The organism is Stenotrophomonas geniculata (genome assembly GCF_034508895.1).
Classification (GTDB): Bacteria; Pseudomonadota; Gammaproteobacteria; order Xanthomonadales; family Xanthomonadaceae; genus Stenotrophomonas; species Stenotrophomonas geniculata.
On the sequence record NZ_CP140571.1, the window covers coordinates 2,389,879 to 2,404,639 of the forward strand.

Genomic DNA, 14,761 nt, shown 5'->3' on the forward strand with positions numbered 1-14,761 from the left:
CGCAACCCCGTCAACCTCAAGGAAGAACCACCATGTCGCACACCTTCATCGAGCTCTATACCGCCACGCCGGCCTGGACCACACTGCCGCCCGAGCAGCGGAATGCCTTCTTCGCCCGTATTGGCGCCGGCATGCAGCAGTTCGATCCAGCCCGCATCACGCCGCTGGCGATGGGCCGCATTGCCAGGGACGTACCGCATAGCAGCGATGAACAGTTCTATGCGGTCTGGCGCTGCGCGAGCCGCGAGGAGGTCGATGCGCTGGTGGCTGGCATTGCCGCTACCGGCTGGCATGAGTACTTCACCACCACCCATGCGGTGGGCGCGATGGACAGCATGGCCCAGCACTTGGCCGACCTGGCCGCCTTGTAGCGGGGCGGCAGACGCCGGCAGATCCCGGTCCTCGGCATGGGTGGCACATGCGCCTGTCACCCGGACGCGGTAAACAGGACATTGCCCATGTCCATCCGCAGGGAAGTCGATCATGCAGAGCACGCTCCAGGTCACGCTGTTCGGCCCTCTTGGCGACAGCCCGGCGTTGCAGTTGCCGGGGCTGGAGGGGCCGTCGGTGGCCATCCAGGAATCGGCCCTGCGGCGGTTGGTTTCCGACCTCTACACCGCGCGTTCCCTGCTCAACCCCGAGCAGCTGGACGAGGCCCGGCAGGAACTGGATCGCGTGCTGGAACGCTGGGCCGACATCCATGAGGGCCTGCTGCTGGACGTGGAAGTGCATGGCAAATGAGCGACGTTGCGTGGTTACCGCCGCGTAGGCCGGGCTGGCGCGCATCTCGCTGAACCGCGTCCCCAGTTGCGTATGAAACATTTTGCACTGCGCAAAAGCTGTGCTATCAATAGATCCCATGAACGCAGCCCCCACCAGCTTTTACTGGTATTACTTTCCGAAGCCACCGGCGGAGGAAGGATTGCGCTCACCCTGAAGAAAGCTTCAGACGCATTCCCGAAAGCCGCCAGCGAACCTGGCGGCTTTTTTCATGCCGCCACGCTGGGGACCCCCAACGTTCCGGAGATCTCCCGCAATGCCCCCGCACACCGACGACCTGCGTATCCGCACCATCGAACCGCTGACACCGCCTGCCCAGCTGCTGGCGATGCTGCCCTGTGACGATGAAGCCTCCGACACCGTCAGCGCCTCGCGCGCGGCCCTGCACCAGATCCTGCATGGCCGCGACGACCGCCTGGCAGTGGTGGTAGGCCCGTGCTCGATCCACGACCCGAAGGCCGCCATCGAGTACGCCCAGCGCCTGAAGCCGCTGCGCGACGCGCTGGCCGGTGAACTGGAAATCGTCATGCGCGTGTACTTCGAGAAGCCGCGCACCACGGTGGGCTGGAAGGGCCTGATCAACGATCCGGACCTGGACGGCAGCTTCAGGATCGACAAGGGCCTGCGCATCGCACGCGGCCTGCTGCGCGACATCAACAAGCTGGGCCTGCCGGCCGGTGTCGAGTTCCTTGACGTGATCTCGCCGCAGTACATCGCCGACCTGGTGGCATGGGGCGCGATCGGCGCACGCACCACTGAAAGCCAGGTGCATCGCGAGCTGGCCTCGGGGTTGTCGTGCCCCGTCGGCTTCAAGAATGGCACCGATGGCAACGTGAAGATCGCCGCTGACGCGGTGGGTGCTGCGTCCAATCCGCATCACTTCCTGTCGGTCACCAAGCAGGGCGGCACCGCCATCGTGTCGACCACCGGCAACCCCGACTGCCATGTGATCCTGCGCGGCGGCAAGCAGCCGAACTACGACGCAGGCAGTGTTGCCGAGGCCTGCCAGGTGCTGGCCAAGGCCAAGCTGCCGGCGCGCCTGATGATCGACGCCAGCCATGCCAACAGCCTGAAGAACCCGGAGAACCAGCCGAAGGTGATCGACGACATCGCGGTTCAGCTGGAAGACGGCGAACAGCGCATCGTTGGCGTGATGATCGAGAGCCATCTGGTCGGTGGCCGCCAGGAACTGGTGGAAGGCCAGCCGCTGGTCTACGGTCAGAGCATTACCGATGGCTGCATCGACTGGGATACCACGGTGACGGTGCTGGAGCGACTGGCCGCGGCCGTGCGCGCCCGTCGCGACGTAAAGGTGTCCGAAGCCGCTTGAGTGCGGCACGTGTGTGGATGGCGGCCAGCGCCTGCGGGGGTGCGGCCGCGATCAGGGCCGGTCGGAGTTGGAGTCCGGCCCATCTGCACCGGCGATGCGCCTGGCGCTGCGCATGAGCGACAGCGCCAGGTACATCGCCGGGGTGGTGCAGGGTGCGAAGGGTAGCGCCGGGCCATGCCCGGCGAACACGCTATCGTTCAATGCACTTCGTCGTGGTACACGAACTTCGGCATTTCCCAGCGGTAGTGGATCGCCAGCAGGCGCAGCGCGAAGCCGCCGCCGAGGCAGCACAGGATTGCGGTGGCATCGGCCACGCCCCAGTGCAGCAGCAACAGGTAGGCCGCGCCGGTCAGCAGCGCGATGATCGCGTACAGCTCCTTCTGGAAGATGAGTGGTACCTCGTTGCAGAGGATGTCGCGCAGCACGCCGCCGAACGCGCCGGTCAGCATGCCGGCAATCAGCACGATGGGCATCGCATGGCCGGCTTCGCGCGCGATCGAGCAGCCGATCAGGGTGAAGGCGATCAGGCCCAGGCCGTCGAGTACCAGGAAGGTGCGGCGGAAGTGGTGCATCCAACGTGCGACCCAGGTGGCGATCAGCGCCGCGCATACGGTGAAGCCCAGGTACTCGGGATGCTTCACCCAGCCCAGCGGATAGTGGCCGAGCAGGATGTCGCGCAGTGAACCACCACCGAGGGCAGTGACGCAGGCGATCATGACCACGCCGAACAGGTCCATGCGGCGGCGGCCGGCGGACAGTGCGCCGGTCATGGCTTCGGCGGAAATGGCGATCAGGTAGATGACGGACAGCAGCATGGGACAGGCTCCGGGCGCGGTGGGGCCGGCCATGCGCGACTACCGCCACTGCCTGCGCAATGACGGGATGACGATGACCGGTGCCGCTCCCGCTGTCCTTTTGCCTGAGAGTTCAGCGGCATGGGCCGCGTGCCCCTTCGGCGGATCGTCCCGGGCGTGCCCGGTGACCTCTCTCCAGCTCGGCGAGTCGAATGCATGGTTGGTGGGATTCCAGCCCACCGGCCTGAGCGATCATGGGAGCCTGCGCCTTCGGCGGGCGCCAGCGCGGCGCCTCTCTCCTGCATTCGGCCGCCAGTATATCCGCTGCAGTGCAGCACGGCATAATCCGGGCATGGCCCCGTCCCTCCGCCCCTGGTTCCTGTACCTGCTCGAATGCCGGGATGGCAGCTATTACGCCGGCATCAGCACCGACGTGGGCGCGCGTTTCGCTGCCCACCAGGCCGGCAAGGGCGCGCGCTACACCCGGGCGCGGCCACCGCTGCGCGTGCTGGCCGTGCGCGAGTACCCGGACCGGGCCGCCGCGTCACGGGCCGAATGGCAGCTCAAGCAGCAGCCGCGCGAACGCAAGCTGGCCTGGCTGCAGGCGCCGGATCCCGCGCTTCTGTAGAGCCGAGCCCACGCTCGGCTGTTGTTGCTGCTGCCTGATGGTGAAGCCGAGCATGGGCCCGGTTCTACAGTAGATCCACGCCATGCGTGGATGCGGCTCGCACATGCCATGATCGCCCAGCCCTCAGCGCTGGAGACCCGGATGTCCACGATCGCCCTGCTGTTCGCTAAACGCCGTGGTTTGTCGACTACTTCCACATGGGGCGCTTCGACCAGCGCTGGGTAATCGTCAACGCACTGTGGTACCCGAAACCGAAGGCGCCGTAGAGCCGAGCCCATGCTCGGCTTCTGCAAACCGCGCGAAGTGCAGCCGAGCATGGCTCGGCGCTACAGGAGCATGCGTGCGGCCCTAGCGCTTCGGTCGCCGGTCGTCCTGGTCATCACCGAAGATGATGCGCGCGCTGCGCTGGTAGCTCCAGTACGCCACGGCCCAGTTCAGCAGCACCACGATGCGGTTGCGGAAGCCGATCAGGAAGAACACGTGCGCGGCCAGCCAGAACCACCACGCCAGCACACCGGACAGCTGCAGCCGGCCCAGGTGCACGATCGCAGCCATGCGGCCGATCGTGGCCAGGTTGCCGAAGTCTGCGTACTTGAACGGGCCGGGTTCGGGCTTGCCGTGCAGGCGCGCGCGGATCACCTCGGCCACGTACTTGCCCATCTGCTTGGCCGCGGGCGCCACGCCAGGCACCGGCTTGCCGTTGGCCTGGTTCAATACGGCCAGATCGCCAGCCACGAACAGTTCCGGGTGGCCAGACAGGGTGAGGTCGGGTTGCACCTGCACGCGCCCGGCGCGGTCCAGCGGCACCTCCAGCGTGCGCGCCAGCGGTGAAGCGGCCACACCGGCGGCCCACACCACCGTGCGTGCCGGCACGAACTGATCGCCGAGCCTGAAGCCTTGGCTGTCGATGTCGCTCACCGGAGTGCCGGTCAGCACTTCCACGCCCAGCTTTTCCAGCTGCCGGCGCGCCTTCAGCGAAAGCACTTCCGGGAACGAGGACAGTACGCGCGGACCGGCTTCGACCAGCCGCACCTTGGCACTGGCCGGGTCGATGTGGCGGAATTCATTGCGCAGCGTATGCCGCGCGATTTCAGCCAGGGTGCCGGCCAGCTCGACGCCGGTAGGGCCGCCGCCGACGATGGCGAAACTCAGCCACGCCGCCTTCTTTGCCGGGTCCGGTTCGGCCTCGGCGCGTTCGAAGGCCAGCAGCAGCTTGCGGCGCAGCGCGATGGCATCGTCCAGTGTCTTCAGGCCGGGCGCGTCATCGGCCCACTGATCGTTGCCGAAGTAGGCGTGGGTGGCGCCGGTGGCCAGCAGCAGGCTGTCGTAGTCCAGCGTGCTGCCGTCGGCCATGCGTATCTGCCGGGCCTGCTTGTCGATGGCCACCACTTCGCCCAGACGGACTTCCACATTGCGCTGGTGGCCGAGGATGTGGCGCAGCGGTGCGGCGATATCCGGGGCGGACAGGCCGGCGGTGGCCACCTGGTACAGCAGCGGCTGGAAGAGGTGATGGTTGCGGCGGTCGACCAGGGTGATGCGTATGCGCTCGCGGGCCAGGGCGCGGGTGGCCCAGAGACCGGCAAAACCGCCGCCGACAACAACCAGGTGGGGAACGCGCTCGCGACTCATCGACTCACTCCAGTGGGGGCATTGGGGGAAGCGCTTGGCATCTTCGCATGATGGCCCCCTGTCACGTCAGCGCCCGCGTGAATCGGCGATACTCGGGTTCAGGCAACGGCCCGTGAGGAGCCCATGAGCGAACCGGAAAAGCGCATCGCCCTGTTGATCGACGCCGACAACGCGCCGGCCTCGAAGATCGACGAGGTCCTGGCCGAAGTCGCCCGCTACGGTGTGGCCAACGTGCGCCGCGCCTATGGCAACTGGAAGAGTCCGCGGTTGAAGGGCTGGGAGGCGGTGCTGCACGAGTACGCGATCCGTCCGATCCAGCAGTTCGCCTACAGCAAGGGCAAGAATGCCTCGGACATGGCGATGGTGATCGACGCCATGGATCTGCTGTACGCGCGCAACCTCGATGGTTTCGCCATCGTCTCCAGTGATGCCGACTTCACTCCGATGGTGATGCGCCTGCTGACCGACGGCGTGAAGGTGTATGGCTTCGGCGAGAAGAAGACGCCCGAGCCATTCGTCAACGCGTGCTCGAAGTTCACCTACCTGGAAGCGCTGGGCCAGACCCACGCCAGCGTGCCGGATACCGAACAGGCCTCCAGCGAACAGGCCTCGAACGAGCCGGTAGCCAACGACGATGCGCGGCCGCGCAAGAGCGGTGCGGAAATGCGCAGCGACACGCGGCTGGTGAAGATGCTGCGCCGCGCGGTGTCCTCGGCCGAGGGCGAGGATGGCTGGTCGCACCTGGGGCCGGTTGGCAGCCAGATCGGCAACCAGGCTTCGTTCGATCCGCGCAACTACGGTTACGGCAAGCTCAGTGACCTGCTGGCAGCGATCGGGCTGTTCGAGCTGAAGAAGGACGGCAAGTCATCCTACGTGCGCGCGCTGCCGAAGAAGAACCGGTAGTGCCGGCCGCTGGCCGGCAACGCCGGATGCAAGATCCCGCATCCGGCACGCACACACCCCACCCGATCAGGCGTATCGTTGCCGCTCGCATTGCCAGCAAGGAAAATCCGCATGTTGAAGATCTGGGGCCGCCGCAATTCCAGTAACGTCCGCAAGGTGCTGTGGTGCGCCGAGGAGATCGGCCTGCCGTATGAATCCATCGAAGTCGGTGGCAGCCACGGCGGCACGCAGACGCCGGAGTACCAGGCGATGAATCCCAACAGCCTGGTGCCGGTGATCGAAGACCACGGCCTGCCGCTGTGGGAATCGAACGCCATCGTGCGCTACCTGAGCGCCCGCTACGCGCTGGGCACCCTGTACGCCGAAGACCCGATGGAGCGTGCCCAGGCCGAGAAGTGGATGGACTGGAGCACCTCGCGGATGGCGCCGCTGTACACCGACCTGATCTGGGGCATCATGCGCACCGCCCCGGCCGACCGTGACGAATCGCGCATCAATGCCGCCATCGTGCGTGCCGGTGACTACCTGGCGATGGCCGATGCCACGCTGGCCAAACAGCCGTGGCTGTCGGGTGAGAAATTCGCGATGGGTGACATCCCGCTGGGCTCGCTGATCTATGCCTGGTTCGAACTGCCGATCCAGCGCCCGGAACTGCCGCACCTGGCCGACTGGTATGCGCGCCTGCGCGAGCGGCCGGCCTACCAGCGCGGCGTGATGTCGCCGCTGACGTAAGCGGGGACGGGTCTTTTCCTGGAAAGAGAAGCAGCCGAGCATGGCTCGGCTCTACCGTAGTGCCGAGCCGTGCCCGGCAGCACCTACCGGATCAATACAGGTCCGTCGGATCCACATCCAGCGACCAGCGCACTTTGCGTGCTTCCGGCAGCGCATACAGCTGCGGAACCAGTTGCCCGAGCACGCCGTGCAATGGCGGTCGCTGCACGGCAGACAGCAGCAGTTGCGTGCGCTGGTAACCGGCCCGGCGCGGCATCGGCGCCGGCATCGGCCCATACGCCTCCACCACGTCCTGCTCGCCTAGCAGCTGCCGCGCTGCCAGCAGGAATGCATTGGCATGCTCCACCTGCTGCGCCTCGGCACGCATCAGCGCCAGATGCGCGAACGGCGGGAATCCGGCGGCCTGTCGCTGGTTCAACTCGGCCTGCGCGAACGGGTGGTAGCCACCACTCACCAGGGTTTCCAGCAACGGGTGCCCGGGGTGATGGGTCTGCAGCCAGACCTCGCCGGGATCACGTGCACGGCCCGCACGGCCCGCCACCTGGATCAGCTGCTGCGCCAGCTTCTCGCTGGCGCGGAAATCGGCCGAGAACAGGCCCTCGTCGATGCCGACCACCACTACCAGGGTCAGCTTCGGCAGGTCGTGGCCCTTGGCCAGGATCTGCGTGCCGACCAGGATGCCGGGCTGGTCGCCCAGCTTCGCCAGCTGCTGTTCCAGCGCGTCACGTCGCGACGTGGTACCGCGGTCGATGCGCACCACCGGGAAATCGGCGAAGGCCGCGGTGAGATGCTCTTCCAGGCGTTCGGTACCGATGCCCTGCGGCTGCAGCGCCAGGCTGCCGCAGGCCGGGCATGCCAGCGGCGCCGGTTGCCGCGCGCCGCAGTGATGGCACTGCAGGCGACGGCCGCCGCCATGCACGGTCATCGGTGCATCGCAGCGGTTGCACGGCGCGGTCCAGCCGCAGTCGTGGCACAGCAGTACCGGCGCGTAGCCACGGCGGTTCTTGAACACCAGCACCTGCTGGCCGCGCTGCAGGTGCTCGCCGATGCCGGCCAGCACATCAGCCGAGAGGCCATCGTGGAGCGGCCGCTTGCGCACATCGAGGATGCGCACGCGCGGTGGCCGCGCATCACCGGCACGCTGCTTCAGGCGCAGGTGGGTGTAGCGCCCGGCATAGGCGTTGTGCAGCGTTTCCAGCGAAGGGGTGGCACTGCCGAGCAGCACCGGAATGCCCAGCGCCTTGGCGCGCACCAGAGCGAAATCGCGCGCGTGATAGCGGATGCCGTCCTGCTGCTTGTAGCTGCCGTCGTGTTCCTCGTCGATGATCAGCAGCCCGGCCTGCGGCAATGGCGTGAACACCGCCGAGCGGGTGCCGACGATGACCCGTGCCTCGCCACGCGAAGCCGCAGCCCAGACGCGCGCGCGCTCGTTGTCGTTCAACCCCGAATGCAGTGCATGCACGGCGATGCCGAGGCGGCCGCGGAAGCGTGCCAGGGTCTGCGGGGTCAGGCCAATTTCCGGCACCAGCACCAGCGCCTGCCTGCCCTGTGCCAGGCAGTGGATGATGGCCTGCAGGTAGACCTCGGTCTTGCCGCTGCCGGTCACGCCATCCAGCAGGAAGGGTTGGAAGCCTTCGGCAGCGTTGATCGCGGCCACGGCCTCGGCCTGGTCCGGGTTGAGCGTGGGGCCGGGCAGTGGCTGCGCATGCTGCGGTGCCACCGTCATCGCCACGCGCTCGGCCAGCGCACGCTTGGCCAGGCTGCGCGCGGCGGTCCGCCAGTCCTCCATGCGTTCGCCCAGCACGTCCTCGTCCACGACGGCTTCGGCCAGCAGTTCTGCCAACTGTCGCGGGCGGCTGCCGGCGCGCAGCTTCCCGCGCTGGGCATGGCCTTCGGGGGTCAGCTGCCAGCCCCAGTGATGGGTGTCAGGCAGGGTGTCGCCATGGCGCAGTGGGCCGGGCAGGGCGGTGCTGAGGACTTCGCCCAGCGGTGCGTGGGTGTAACGCGCCAGCCATTGCAGGCTCTGCCACAGCTCCCCCTGCAGCAGCGGCTGCGGGTCGCACCAGGCCAACGCCTGGCGCAGTCCCTGGCCGTCGTCGGTCTGGCCGTGCCCCACCACCACCCCGACCAGCTCGCGGTTGCCGAACGGCACCTTCAGGCGGCAGCCGACCGCAACCGTGGGGCCATCGCCCTCCGGCGACAGGTAGTCGAACAGGCGGGGCAGGGGGACGGGCAGGGCGACCTGCAGGGTCGGAATCGGTGAAAGCATCGGGCCAGTGTACCGGGCCATGCGCGCGCGAATGGCGGGGTGGGAGACGGCGGAGCGGCGCCCGTTGAATCATAAATGTCACCTAAATATCGGTGTCCATTGGAGATTCAGGCTTATCCACATGTTCTGTGGATAACGTTGTGCGTTACCGGTCGACGGGAACGCAGGAGGCCGATGGCGACGAGCTCACGCTTGGGTTGGTCAAAAAATCGCCATACTTAAAAAGAATTCAAAATCAAGGGCTTAAGTGTGAAACATTGCTGAAACAGAGTGAATTCAGCTGCATGCCGCAGTTTCCCGCGCCGGGAGCGTGGTGCTGTGCACAACCTGCAGCACGAAGTATCCGTGGGCGCAAGTCCTACGGGCGTCGATTGCCTGCCGCTATCATTCCCCCAGACCTTTGGAGTGACCGATGACGGCTGTGCCCGCCCCTGTTTCCTCGACCGCGGCCGGCGCGCTGTCGGCGTTCCTGCGTGGCGTCGAGCGCCGCGCCTTGGTGGTGGCTGAGCTGCAGTGCGGCGATGCCGCGCGTGCCGAGCAGACCCTGGTGGCGGTGATGCGTGCCTTTGCCGCGGTCGCCAGTGACCTGCCGATGGCGCAGTGGCCGACCCGCTTCTGGACCCTGCTGGGCCAGCGCCAGGCGCTGCGCGAGCCGGTGGGCGGCCAGTGGGAACCGCCGCTGGCCGCGCTGGGCGAGATGGGACCGTTGCCGCGCCTGGCGCTGTTGCTGCGGGTGGGCGGCAGCCTGGATGAAGGTATCGCCATGCGCGTGCTTGACCAGGATGAAGCCGGCTACCAGCACCTGCTGGCCGAGGCCTGCCCGCGTGACGCGCACGGCCAACCCGATGCCTCGGCCTGGCGCCAGCTGGCCGAACAGGTGCAGTTGCGCATCCGCGACCTGCCCGCCAAACGCCTGCAGCAGCTGCAGCAGCCGGCCGCGCCGGCGGCCAACAATGAAGCCCCGACCTCCGGCTGGCGTGCGCCGCAGCGTGAAGATCGCACGGCTGCCAATGGCAAGCGCCGCCGTTCGAACGCAAAGCCGCGCTGGCGCGGTCCATTGATCCTGCTGGTGACCGTGGTTGTGCTGTTGGCAGCCGCGCTGGGCTGGCGCTATTGGCAGGGCCATTCGTCTGGCAGCGACGCACCGCTGCCGGAAGGCGTGGTCGGTGAGGCGGGCCCCGTCACGGTGGAAGCACTGCCGCCAAGCAAGGTCAACGCCACGCCGGACGCGACCCCTGCGCAGGCTACGGACGACGCCACCATGCTGGCCGACCGCGACTATCCGCTGGTGGCCGATGCTGATCTGTATGCGTGGACCGCTGCTGGCGGCCCGTTGCCGGTGGACGAATCACAATCCAAGCCGAGCCGGCCCGAGCCGGCCAGTGCCACGCTGGAAACCGCTGCCGCCGATGAATAAGACCCTGCTCGCCAGCCTGCTGCTGGCCCTGCCGTTGTCGCTGTCCGCCGCGCCGCAGACCTTGAACGTGCCGCTGCCGCCGCCAGTGCCTGGCAGTTCACCGGCGGCTACGGCCCCGGCCATCACAAGCACGACACCCGCCGCGTTCGCCCAGCTTGACGCCCCGCAGCAGCGCCAGCGTCGGGCCGATTACGCGGCCTGGCGCGCCCTGCCGGAGGGCGAGCGCGAGCGGATCCGTCAGGCCGCTGCGCGATTCAATGCACTGCCAGCCGACCAGCAGCAGCGCCTGCGCCAGCAGTTCCAGGCGCAGGACCAGGCGTTCCGCGAAGGCTGGCGGTTGGGCCCGCAGCTGGGCCTGGAGTTCCCCAAGCTGCACGGCCTGTTCGGGTTCGTGCCGCCGCAACAGCGTGAGGCCGCGCTGGCCGTGCTGCGCCAGCTCAGCCCGGCGCAGCTGGCCCAGCTCACCCTGGTCGCGCAGCGCACGCCGCCGCAGGAGCGCGACACGGTTCGCAGCGCGTTCCTCGCGGTGCCGGCCGCCGAGCGCGACACCTGGCTCAAGCGCCAGGCGGGTCAGTAAACAAAGGGGACGGAGGGGATTAAGTCGTGTTCGGCACAGTCGGGCTGGAAACGACTTAATCCCCTCCGTCCCCTTTCCTGTTCGTAACGCGATCGCAACGCGTGATGCTGGGGCCTGCCGGAACCCAGCATCCACGCCATGTCATGGGAATGCGCGCGCTGCACGCGTAAGATGACCGGCCGCAACCCGGTGCCTGTGCCCTTCGCGCGCAACCGCAGTTCGCGTCAAGCACCTTATGTCTACTGCAACCTCCACGCCGCGCTTCAGCAAGGAAGTCGGCGCCACCGGTCTGCTCGCCCTGCCGCTTGTGCTCGGGCATGTATCCACCGGTCTGATCTCCTTCGTCGACAACGTCATTGCCGGCCACCACGCCACCGCGACCCTGGCCGCGGTGACCATCGGCACGGCGCTGTTGTGGCTGCCGATGCTGATCCCGATCGGCACCCTGATCTCGCTCACGGCCTCGGTGTCGCAGCTGCATGGCGCCGGCCGCGAGCGCGAGATCGGCCCGCTGTTCCGCCAGGCACTGTGGCTGGCGTTGGGCCTGGGCCTGATCATGTTCACCTTCCTCACCGTGGTGCCGCCGCTGCTGCCGGCCTTCGGCATCGCGCCGGACATCGTGCCGGGCGCCACCGCGTTCCTGCATGCGGTGCGTTGGGGCGGCCCGGCGCTGACCCTGTATTTCTGCATGCGCTATCTGAGCGAGGGCATGCACTGGACGTTGCCGACCATGCTGCTCGGCTTCGGCGGCCTGCTGGTGCTGGCGCCGATGGGCTACGTGCTGGCCAACGGCAAGCTGGGCTTCCCGGAAATGGGTGCCGAGGGCCTGGGCATCGCCTCGGCGGTGATGATGTGGCTGCAGGCGATCGCCTTCGCCACCTACCTGTGGTTCACCAAGCGCTTCGCCCACCTGCAGCTGTTCTCGCACTTCGAAGGGCCGCGCTGGAAGGCGATCTGGGATCTGCTGCGCACCGGCCTGCCGATCGGCATCACCGTGCTGATGGAGGGCGGCCTGTTCATCGTCACCGCGCTGCTGATCGGCCGCCTCGGTGCCAATGAAGCGGCCGCGCACCAGATCGCGATCAACGTGGCGCAGCTGTGCTTCATGATCCCGATGGGCGTGGCCGAAGCCACCACCGTGCGGGTCGGCCATGCAGTCGGCCGTGGCGATGGCTTCGGCGTGCGCCGTGCGGCGTGGGCTGGCTACGCGATCATCATGGGCACGCAGACGTTGTCGGCGGCGGTGCTGCTGTTCGGCCACGATGCCATCGTCGGTGTCTACACCAACGACCTGGCGGTGGCCGGCCTGGCCTCCACCCTGCTGCTGTACGCGGCCACCTTCCAGTTCCCGGATGGCATCCAGGTACTGTCCGCCGGCGCACTGCGCGGCCTGAAGGACACCCGCGTGCCGATGTTCATCGCCATGTTCGCGTACTGGGGCCTGGGCATGCCGCTCGGCGCCGGGCTCGGCCTGGGGCTGGGCATGGGCCCGCAGGGCATGTGGATCGGCCTGATCGTCGGCCTGACCGCCGCCGCCATCCTGATGGGCTGGCGCCTGCGGCGCAGCAGCCTGCGCATCGGCCAGTCCGTACTGTCCTGATTTGCCCCGCCCGCCGCGATGACCCGTGGCGGGCGATCCCCTGACTTGTGTCCGATGCCGCATCACGCGGCACCGGCTATGCTGGCACCACGGCAAGAAGCCATCCGGAGCGTTCCATGAATCAACCCGTGCCCCCGTTGCCCCCGGCGCGTCGCAACCCCGTCGCCAGTTTCTTCATCGGGCTGTGGGACGTCATGAACTTCACCCGCCGGTTGATCCTCAACCTGGTGTTCTTCGGCCTGCTGTTCCTGCTGCTGGTGATGTTCGTCATCGCTGCCGGCATGGGCGCCGGTGCCAGCAAATCGCTGCAGGACCGCACCACCCTGGTGATCGCGCCGGAAGGCCGCCTGGTCGAGCAGTTCAGCGCTGATCCGGTCAGCCGTGCGCTGGCCAAGGCGGTGGGCGACAACGGTGCCGAAGAGATCCAGCTGCGCGACCTGCTGCGGGTGATCGAGTCGGCCAAGGAAGACAAGAAGATCGAACGCGTGGTGCTGGAGCTGGACAAGCTGCAGCCGTCGGGCTTCGCCTCGCTGCGTGAAGTCGCCGCCGCACTGCAGGACCTGCGCGCCTCCGGCAAGCAGCTGGTGGCTTACAGCGAGAGCATGGGCCAGTCGCAGTACCTGCTGGCCGCGCAGGCCGACGAGGTCTACCTGGATCCGATGGGGTCGGTGGTGCTCGAGGGCCTGGGCCGCTACCGGCAGTATTTCCGCTCCGGCCTGCAGGACAAGCTCGGCGTGGACGTGCACCTGTTCAAGGTGGGCGAGTACAAGTCCGCGGCCGAGCCGTACGTGCTCGATGCTGCGTCGCCGGCCTCCAAGGAAGCCGACCTGTTCTGGATGAACGACGTGTGGCAGCGCTACCTGGGCGACATCGCCAAGGCCCGTCGCCTGGACCCGGCACAGCTGGCCGCCGGCATCGACACGCTGCCGGAAGGCATCGCCGCTGCCGGTGGTGACCTGGCCAAGTTCGCCCTGCAGCAGAAGCTGGTGACTTCACTGAAGACCCGCGAGGAATTCGAGGATCTGATGATCGAGCGCGGCGTGGCCGACGACGATGCCGACGGTGGTTTCCGCAACGTCGACTTCGGCACCTACCTGGGCCAGCTCGATGCGCGCCGCAACCCGGTCGACAACCGTCCGCAGGTGGCGGTGGTGGTGGCCGCCGGCGAAATCAGCGGCGGCGATCTCCCGGCCGGCCGCATCGGTGGCGAATCGACCTCGGCGCTGCTGCGTGCCGCGCGTGACGATGAGAACGTGAAGTCCGTGGTGCTGCGTGTCAATTCGCCGGGTGGTGAAGTGTTCGCCTCCGAGCAGATCCGCCGTGAAGTGGTGGCCCTGCAGGCCGCCGGCAAGCCGGTGGTGGTGTCGATGGGCGACCTGGCCGCCTCCGGTGGCTACTGGATCAGCATGAACGCCGATCGCATCTATGCCGATCCGTCGACCATCACCGGTTCGATCGGCATCTTCGGCATGGTGCCGAACTTCAGCCGCGCGCTGGACAAGATCGGCGTGCACACCGATGGTGTCGGCACCACCCGTTTCGCCGGGGCGTTCGATGTCACCCGCCCGATGGATCCGGCTGTGGGCCAGGTCATCCAGTCGGTAATCAACAAGGGTTACGCCGACTTCACCGGTCGCGTCGCCGACGCCCGCAAGAAGCCGGTCGAGGCCGTCGACGAAGTGGCCCGTGGCCGCGTGTGGAGCGGTGCGCAGGCAAAGGAACGAGGCCTGGTCGATGCCTTCGGTGGCTTGAAGGATGCCGTGGCCGATGCCGCCAGCCGCGCCAAGCTGGGCAAGGCCGATGCCTATCGCGTGCGCTACATCGAGAAGGCGGCAACGCCGTTCGCGCAGTTCGTCAGCGGTTTCGCCGGCAGCCGTGCCGGTGCCTGGATGCTGTCCGACTCGGGCATGGCACGGATGGTGCTGGCGCGCACGATGCCGGAAGTGGATACGCAGCTGCGCTTTGTCGAGAACGCGGCCCGCGAGAAGGGCAACGGCACGCCGGTGAAGGCGCTGGCGTACTGCTTCTGCGGGTTCTGACCAGAAGCCATCCACGCATGGCGTGGATCTACTGGAAACGCCCGGCCTTGGCCGGGCGTTTTC

Annotated in this window: 13 protein-coding genes, 1 pseudogene and 2 riboswitches; of the genes and pseudogenes, 11 read left to right on the forward strand and 3 right to left on the reverse strand. The window is 67.6% G+C overall.

The window, feature by feature from the left end:
• The first annotated feature begins 32 nt into the window (after positions 1 to 32).
• The 3 genes from RI032_RS11075 to RI032_RS11085 all read left to right on the forward strand — a co-directional run bounded on the left by RI032_RS11075 (position 33) and on the right by RI032_RS11085 (position 2,110).
• On the forward strand, positions 33 to 371 hold the full coding sequence (locus RI032_RS11075; protein ID WP_010481139.1) for a DUF6616 family protein: 339 nt from the start codon (positions 33 to 35) through the stop codon (positions 369 to 371).
• Positions 372 to 483: 112 nt separating this feature from the next.
• Entirely contained in the window at positions 484 to 741 is a 258-nt protein-coding gene (locus RI032_RS11080) for a hypothetical protein (protein ID WP_005411217.1), read from the forward strand.
• Positions 742 to 1,036: 295 nt separating this feature from the next.
• Positions 1,037 to 2,110, forward strand: coding sequence for a 3-deoxy-7-phosphoheptulonate synthase (locus tag RI032_RS11085; protein WP_010481143.1), 1,074 nt, complete (start codon positions 1,037 to 1,039; stop codon positions 2,108 to 2,110).
• A gap of 197 nt (positions 2,111 to 2,307) precedes the next feature.
• On the opposite strand, the gene RI032_RS11090 is transcribed toward RI032_RS11085, so the two are convergent.
• Entirely contained in the window at positions 2,308 to 2,925 is a 618-nt protein-coding gene (locus RI032_RS11090; protein WP_019338935.1) for a trimeric intracellular cation channel family protein, read from the reverse strand.
• Between the two features lie 84 nt (positions 2,926 to 3,009).
• Positions 3,010 to 3,113, reverse strand: a riboswitch (glycine riboswitch).
• Positions 3,114 to 3,126: 13 nt separating this feature from the next.
• A riboswitch (glycine riboswitch) is annotated at positions 3,127 to 3,216 on the reverse strand.
• A gap of 40 nt (positions 3,217 to 3,256) precedes the next feature.
• On the opposite strand from RI032_RS11090, the gene RI032_RS11095 reads away from it, so the two are divergent.
• Positions 3,257 to 3,532 carry a GIY-YIG nuclease family protein gene (locus RI032_RS11095; protein ID WP_010481145.1) on the forward strand — a complete coding sequence of 92 codons (276 nt, stop codon included), beginning with the start codon at positions 3,257 to 3,259 and terminating at the stop codon, positions 3,530 to 3,532.
• A 170-nt stretch (positions 3,533 to 3,702) separates the two neighbouring features.
• Positions 3,703 to 3,798 (forward strand): annotated as a pseudogene (locus tag RI032_RS11100) (nuclear transport factor 2 family protein); the annotation flags it as partial.
• An 82-nt stretch (positions 3,799 to 3,880) separates the two neighbouring features.
• On the opposite strand, the gene RI032_RS11105 reads toward RI032_RS11100, so the two are convergent.
• Positions 3,881 to 5,161, reverse strand: a complete 1,281-nt coding sequence (locus RI032_RS11105; RefSeq protein ID WP_322547014.1) for an NAD(P)/FAD-dependent oxidoreductase — start codon at positions 5,159 to 5,161, stop codon at positions 3,881 to 3,883.
• A gap of 123 nt (positions 5,162 to 5,284) precedes the next feature.
• Here RI032_RS11105 and RI032_RS11110 point away from each other — a divergent pair, with 123 nt between their 5' ends.
• Both RI032_RS11110 and RI032_RS11115 read left to right on the forward strand, forming a co-directional pair.
• The gene (locus tag RI032_RS11110) at positions 5,285 to 6,064 is read left to right on the forward strand and encodes an NYN domain-containing protein (protein WP_010481148.1); all 780 of its coding nucleotides are present in this window, start codon (positions 5,285 to 5,287) and stop codon (positions 6,062 to 6,064) included.
• 111 nt (positions 6,065 to 6,175) lie between these two features.
• On the forward strand, positions 6,176 to 6,796 hold the full coding sequence (locus RI032_RS11115; RefSeq protein WP_010481150.1) for a glutathione S-transferase family protein: 621 nt from the start codon (positions 6,176 to 6,178) through the stop codon (positions 6,794 to 6,796).
• 91 nt (positions 6,797 to 6,887) lie between these two features.
• Here RI032_RS11115 and RI032_RS11120 read toward each other — a convergent pair whose 3' ends face one another.
• Entirely contained in the window at positions 6,888 to 9,065 is a 2,178-nt protein-coding gene (locus RI032_RS11120; protein WP_134959049.1) for a primosomal protein N', read from the reverse strand.
• A gap of 412 nt (positions 9,066 to 9,477) precedes the next feature.
• On the opposite strand from RI032_RS11120, the gene RI032_RS11125 reads away from it, so the two are divergent.
• From RI032_RS11125 to sppA, 4 genes are all read left to right on the forward strand, one after another.
• A complete protein-coding gene (locus RI032_RS11125; protein WP_010481153.1) occupies positions 9,478 to 10,482 on the forward strand; it encodes a hypothetical protein in 1,005 nt (334 codons plus the stop codon).
• The gene (locus RI032_RS11130; RefSeq protein ID WP_322547015.1) at positions 10,475 to 11,059 is read left to right on the forward strand and encodes a DUF3106 domain-containing protein; all 585 of its coding nucleotides are present in this window, start codon (positions 10,475 to 10,477) and stop codon (positions 11,057 to 11,059) included. Before RI032_RS11125 ends, RI032_RS11130 begins: the two co-directional genes overlap by 8 nt.
• Before the next feature lie 235 nt (positions 11,060 to 11,294).
• A complete protein-coding gene (locus tag RI032_RS11135; protein ID WP_010481157.1) occupies positions 11,295 to 12,659 on the forward strand; it encodes an MATE family efflux transporter in 1,365 nt (454 codons plus the stop codon).
• 116 nt (positions 12,660 to 12,775) lie between these two features.
• Positions 12,776 to 14,698, forward strand: a complete 1,923-nt coding sequence (gene sppA, locus RI032_RS11140; protein ID WP_019338929.1) for a signal peptide peptidase SppA — start codon at positions 12,776 to 12,778, stop codon at positions 14,696 to 14,698.
• The last annotated feature ends 63 nt before the right edge of the window (positions 14,699 to 14,761 follow it).

Bases quoted from the DNA above. Each gene is read 5' to 3' on its own strand.
- RI032_RS11075 (WP_010481139.1), top strand. From the start codon at position 33: ATGTCGCACACCTTCATCGAGCTCTATACCGCCACGCCGGCCTGGACC.
- RI032_RS11090 (WP_019338935.1), bottom strand. From the start codon at position 2,925: ATGCTGCTGTCCGTCATCTACCTGATCGCCATTTCCGCCGAAGCCATG.
- RI032_RS11130 (WP_322547015.1), top strand. From the start codon at position 10,475: ATGAATAAGACCCTGCTCGCCAGCCTGCTGCTGGCCCTGCCGTTGTCG.
- RI032_RS11080 (WP_005411217.1), top strand. From the start codon at position 484: ATGCAGAGCACGCTCCAGGTCACGCTGTTCGGCCCTCTTGGCGACAGC.
- RI032_RS11115 (WP_010481150.1), top strand. From the start codon at position 6,176: ATGTTGAAGATCTGGGGCCGCCGCAATTCCAGTAACGTCCGCAAGGTG.
- RI032_RS11120 (WP_134959049.1), bottom strand. From the start codon at position 9,065: ATGCTTTCACCGATTCCGACCCTGCAGGTCGCCCTGCCCGTCCCCCTG.
- RI032_RS11105 (WP_322547014.1), bottom strand. From the start codon at position 5,161: ATGAGTCGCGAGCGCGTTCCCCACCTGGTTGTTGTCGGCGGCGGTTTT.
- RI032_RS11125 (WP_010481153.1), top strand. From the start codon at position 9,478: ATGACGGCTGTGCCCGCCCCTGTTTCCTCGACCGCGGCCGGCGCGCTG.
- RI032_RS11095 (WP_010481145.1), top strand. From the start codon at position 3,257: ATGGCCCCGTCCCTCCGCCCCTGGTTCCTGTACCTGCTCGAATGCCGG.
- RI032_RS11085 (WP_010481143.1), top strand. From the start codon at position 1,037: ATGCCCCCGCACACCGACGACCTGCGTATCCGCACCATCGAACCGCTG.
- RI032_RS11135 (WP_010481157.1), top strand. From the start codon at position 11,295: ATGTCTACTGCAACCTCCACGCCGCGCTTCAGCAAGGAAGTCGGCGCC.
- sppA (WP_019338929.1), top strand. From the start codon at position 12,776: ATGAATCAACCCGTGCCCCCGTTGCCCCCGGCGCGTCGCAACCCCGTC.
- RI032_RS11110 (WP_010481148.1), top strand. From the start codon at position 5,285: ATGAGCGAACCGGAAAAGCGCATCGCCCTGTTGATCGACGCCGACAAC.